We start from the raw sequence: 5,074 nt of genomic DNA on the forward strand, positions 1-5,074 counted from the left end.
TTGACAGTGAAGCGAGTGTAAAAAAGCCCCGCACAGGCAACTGTGCGGGGCTTTTTGATGGCTGTCAGTTGTCATGCGGGGGGACGGGGAAACACCTCCTCCAGCCGGTACACCGCATGCGCCTGCTGCTGACGCTGGCTGACCTCGACCATACGCGCCGCCACCTGAGCGCCACGGATCGGTCGATAGCGCTGCAGGCCCGGCAAGCGGGTGAGCGCTGGCAACAGATAGCGCGCCAGCGACTCGCCCAGGCGGAACTCGCTGCGCTCCCCCACCAGCAATGACGGCTGGAAGACACTGATACGCGCAAAAGGCAGCGCCTTGATGGCCACTTCCAGCTCGCCCTTCGTCCTGAGATAGCCATTGCGGCTCGCGTGATTGGCGCCGCTGGAGGAAACCAGCAGGTAGTGCGTCACTCCCTGGGCGGCCGCCAGCCGGGCGGCACTCAGTTGATGATCGATGTCGACACGCCGCTGGGCCTCGAGCGACCCCGCCTGCTTGAGCGTGGTGCCCAGGCACGAGAACAGCAGGTCCGCCTGGAAACAATCGGCCCAGTCTTCCAGGCGCGCGAAGTCGACCACATGGTTCTCGACCTTGTCAGAGTCGCAAGGCACCGGCCGGCGAGTCAGCGTGATGACTCGGGCGATGGCCTCGCAGGTGATGAGCTCAGCCACCACCTCGCGCCCGACCACGCCGGTCGCCCCGATCACGATCGCTGTCTGCCCCATACACCTCTTCCTTCCACCATGGCCTTGAGCCCCATCAGGCTCTGCGTTCACTTCAGCAGCCAGGACAGCACCAGCAGCAACAGCAGGATGCCGGCGACGCCCTGCCAGAAATTGGCCGGTTCACGTATCGCCTCCGAGGGCGTCAGCGCCTTGCCGGGGTCCTGCTGCGGCAGGCGCAGCGCGTAGAGCAGCTCAGACAGGCGGCGATAGCGCAGGGTGCGTTGCGGGTCCAGGGCGCGCCTGAGGGCATCGTCCAGGATCTGTGGCACCTGGGGATTGCGCATCCGGGCTGGCTGATACTCCAGCAGTTCGAGGTCGGTGTGGGTGCGAAGCTGCTCCATCGACTGGGCGTAGGGCTGCATGCCGGTCAGCAGCCAGTAGATCACCGAGGCCAGGCCGTACTGATCGCTGCGTCGACTGACATCGGCGCCAAGGGCATATTCCGGCGCGCTGTGTTCGGTGAGGCCGACCTGACGCGCCAGCGGACCGGCGCTCTCATGGCCATCCCCTTCACGCAGATGGCAGGCGCCGAAATCGACCAGCACCACCTTGCCATGACGGTCGATCATCACGTTGTCGGGGTGAATCAGCTGGTGCAGCACCTCACGACGATTGAGTGCATGCACGGCCTTGCCAAGCTGACGCGCGATGTCGAGACGCTGCTCGAGATTGGCCTGCGGGTGCATGCGCGCCCATTCGGTCAGCGTCTGCGCCTCCAGATGTTCGAGCAGGTAGTAGAGGTGATCACGCGGGCGTGACGGCTCCACCACCTTGACCACGAAGGGCGAGCTGACGCGGTCCACCACCCACTGCTGGAGCAGGAAGTGCTCGAGATAGGCATTCTTGAGCGACAGCTCCGGGCTGGGCGCCTTCATCACCATCACGCGCCGGCTCTTGAGGTCACGCACCTTGTAGACGCGTACCCGCGCACTGCGCGACATGACTTCCATCACTTCCAGGCCATCGATGCGGTCGCCCGGCTCCAGCTCACGCGGTACCGGCAGGTCGCCATAGACGCGCCCCGGCGTATCGTCAGAGGCAGTCGCCAGGCGATCGATGCGCACCAGCTGGAAGCAGAACTGGTCGGCCGTGTAGCCGCGCTCATCGGCGCGGTCCGCCGCGGCATGGGCCAGGCGCTCACTGGCGGCATCGAGATCCGAGACGTCATCGCGAATCAGTGACACGAAATCGGAAGGCAGCAGGGTGCCGCGCACCGCCTGGGTGGTGAACAGGAAGATATCGCCCTGCTTGAGCGGCAGCTCGATGTAGTCGATGTCGAGGCTGACATCCATGCCCAGTGCCCGCGACGGATAACGATAGCCGCCGAGATCGGTGACATGGTCACGCGAGATCTGCTCGAACTCGCCGCCACGCAGCCGGAAGACCACCGTGTCACCGGCATGGAACAGATGCGCCGACTGGCCCCGGAAGACGACGGCGGAAATCGAGGTCACGTAACTGCCGCCCCGCACGAAGCGGCTCTGGCTGTAACACCAGCTGTTCAGCGCCCGCAGCACGCGGGTCGCGGAATACTTGACGCTCCAGTTGTCGGGCGTGGCGAAGTAATCGGCCAGAAAGCCACGCACGGCAAGGTCGCCGGCCTGCTTGGCAATCGCGTTCTTGCTGGTGGTGTCGGCGATCAGCGCACAGCCGCCCTTGGCCGCCAGCGGGCCGCGCTCCAGCGGTATCTCCAGCGACATCGAGCTGCGATGACGCTTGCGGTCGGGAGCCACGAAGGCCTGACCGTAACTGAGTGAAAGCTCTGCATCCGCCAAGGCGGTCTCCTTGCGTCTCGATCCTGCCGTTACGTTTCATGCATGCGGTGGTGACGCTGCGCCAGCCCGACGCTGAACGCGCAATCGCCGTTGCGCCGCGCTGGACGGCCCCAAGTGTTACCCGAGTCAGCCTGCAGTGCCACCACTCGTTGGTGCAACGCAAGGCGATCGAGCGTGGCATAATGGCAAAACGGTCTGCCAGTTCGTATAATTCAGCGGAATTTTGACCCGCAGGCCTTCAACCCGCAAACCCAAGGACTCGACAATGAGTTTCGACAAGATCCCCGCTGGCAAGGAATTGCCGAACGACGTCTACGTAGCGATCGAGATTCCGGCCAATCACGCGCCGATCAAGTACGAGATCGACAAGGACATCGATGCGCTCATGGTGGATCGTTTCATGGCCACCCCGATGTTCTACCCGGCCAACTACGGCTACATCCCGAACACCCTGGCCGACGATGGCGATGCCCTCGACGCGCTGGTCGTGACCCCGTATCCGGTCGCACCGGGCAGCGTCATCCGTGCGCGTCCGGTCGGCGTGCTCAACATGAGCGACGAAGCCGGTGAAGACGCCAAGCTGGTCTGCGTCCCGCACCAGAAGCTGACCTCCCTGTACGACGACGTCCAGGAAGTCACTGATCTGCCGGAACTGCTGCGTCAGCAGATCGCGCACTTCTTCGAGAACTACAAGGATCTCGAGAAAGGCAAGTGGGTCAAGATCGATTCCTGGGACGGTGCTGATGCCGCCCGTGCCGCGATCGAGAAGGCAGCCGCTGCCTACCAGAAGGACTGAGTCCTTCTGAAGTGATGCGCGATTCAGGCATCACGATGCAAAAAAGCCCCCGTCATTGACGGGGGCTTTTTCGTTTCCGGCTCACGCCCGACACCGGTGAGGATAGCCCTCAGGCGGCATCGGGCGTCACGGGATCAGCCCTTCTCGAGCAGGCTGCGCAGGTCACTGATCGCGGAGTTGGCACGCGCGACATAGTTGGCCATCACCAGCGAATGGTTGGCGAAGAAGCCGAAGCCGGAGCCATTGAGGATGATCGGGCTGCCGATATCGGTCTGGGTCGCTTCCAGCTCACGGATGATCTGGTCGATGGAGGTCAGCGCGTTCTTGTCTTCCAGCACGCCCTGGAAGTCATGACGCACTGCCTTGAGCAGATGGATCAGCGCCCAGGAGGTGCCGCGTGCCTGATAGAAGACATCGTCGATCTCGAGCCACGGCGTCTTGATCTCTTCTTCCGTCTGGGTGCTCTTGGCCGAGGTGGCGCTCTTGTCGCCGGCCAGGCTCAGGTTGAGCTGCGACTTGCCGACACTCGCCGACAGACGCTGGGACAGGGAACCGAGGCGATTCTCGACATCCGACAGCCAGGCCACCAGGTTGTCGGCACGCGCGTAGAACTGGCCGTTGTTCTGGGTGTCATCGCTCAGACGCTTGAGGTAGTCGCCCAGCTCACGGTTGGCGTCGGCATATTCGTGCTCGGCTTCCGGCAGCATCCAGGCATTGGCATCGATGAACAGCAGGGATTCGGCCTTGCCCAGTGCCTTGTCATCGCTGGACTGGGACTGCGAGCGGCTGAATTCCTTGCGCAGCTCACGCGTCATGTCACGCACCTGTACCAGCACGCCATATTCCCAGTTGGGCATGTTGTCGAGCATCAGCCCTGGCGGCGCCACATCATTCTTGAGATAGCCGCCCGGCTTGTGCAGCAGGGTGTCATTGAGTTTCATCAGGGTGGCGACGGTCGCGGTGCCTGTCGGCAGGGTCTCGAAAGCCGGTGCCGGCTCTTCGCCCTCGACCTTGGCCACCGGTGCGGCCAGCCCGTGCACGCGAGCCAGTTCGGTGCGCGTGGCCTGATCGATGTTGAACTCGTCCGGTTCACTGCTCCAGTAGATACCAAGGCCAACGCAGACCAGCAGGTAAATGACGAACAGCCCGATCAGTGGTTTCCAGATCCAGCCATACTGAGGCGTTTCCAGCACATCGCGATTGGCGCCGCGCTTGCTGCCTTTACCGAATAGGGCCATGCGTTCTTCCTTGTATGAAGCCTTGTAGAAAAAGCCGTGTGAGAGACGAGTCAGACCTGCCTGAACGGATGTGAGCCGCGCCGATGCATCCAGCGCCGGTACTCATGACGTACGTCCTATCCTATCATGCGCCCCTGCACGTGCCAGTCGCACTCGGTGAAGTGCCGGTTCTGTGGCAAGGTGCGATGCGCTCCGGATTGCGGGCCGGGCCACGGGCCTGGTCGTGGACCGAGTTGCGGAGTGAGTCGCGGGCTGAGTCGCGGTACGAGCCGAGGGCCAGACTGCCACCCGCGCAGGCGGCTTCACCACTCGAGCCCGATACGTCCTCACACGCCCTCACACGAGCGGATGTCTGCTACATGGTGGCACATTCATCCGCGTGCAAGTCGTGCGCGGCGATGATGGGCCTGCTCTCGATCCAGCGCTTGCCCCCGAGCAGGATGAAGGCGGCGCGAGACTGCGGTGCCTTGAGGCCTGCAGGATGTTCTTTCGGCACTGTATAAGGATGCTTTCGTGCTTCGTTCGTTCTTGAAAGTC

The 5,074-nt window shown here is 63.2% G+C and carries 5 protein-coding genes; 1 reads left to right on the top strand and 4 read right to left on the bottom strand.

Annotation, left to right across the window (positions count from 1 at the left end; translation table 11 throughout):
- Positions 1-71: 71 nt before the first annotated feature.
- Together AC4FAH_RS10845 and AC4FAH_RS10850 are read right to left on the bottom strand one after the other, a co-directional pair.
- Positions 72-728: an NAD-dependent epimerase/dehydratase family protein gene (locus AC4FAH_RS10845; protein ID WP_490246019.1), complete on the bottom strand. Its 657-nt coding sequence runs from the start codon at positions 726-728 to the stop codon at positions 72-74.
- A gap of 47 nt (positions 729-775) precedes the next feature.
- Positions 776-2,503: a bifunctional protein-serine/threonine kinase/phosphatase gene (locus AC4FAH_RS10850; RefSeq protein ID WP_043331977.1), complete on the bottom strand. Its 1,728-nt coding sequence runs from the start codon at positions 2,501-2,503 to the stop codon at positions 776-778.
- 265 nt (positions 2,504-2,768) lie between these two features.
- Here AC4FAH_RS10850 and ppa point away from each other — a divergent pair, with 265 nt between their 5' ends.
- On the top strand, positions 2,769-3,299 hold the full coding sequence (ppa, locus tag AC4FAH_RS10855; protein ID WP_043331979.1) for an inorganic diphosphatase: 531 nt from the start codon (positions 2,769-2,771) through the stop codon (positions 3,297-3,299).
- A gap of 134 nt (positions 3,300-3,433) precedes the next feature.
- Here ppa and AC4FAH_RS10860 read toward each other — a convergent pair whose 3' ends face one another.
- Complete coding sequence (locus AC4FAH_RS10860; protein ID WP_043331981.1) at positions 3,434-4,537, bottom strand: DUF2333 family protein; 1,104 nt, start codon at positions 4,535-4,537, stop codon at positions 3,434-3,436.
- A 355-nt stretch (positions 4,538-4,892) separates the two neighbouring features.
- Positions 4,893-5,074 (bottom strand): hypothetical protein (locus AC4FAH_RS10865; RefSeq protein ID WP_490246020.1); only part of this gene is annotated, 182 nt, incomplete at its 5' end.

It is taken from the genome of Cobetia sp. (assembly GCF_983723665.1).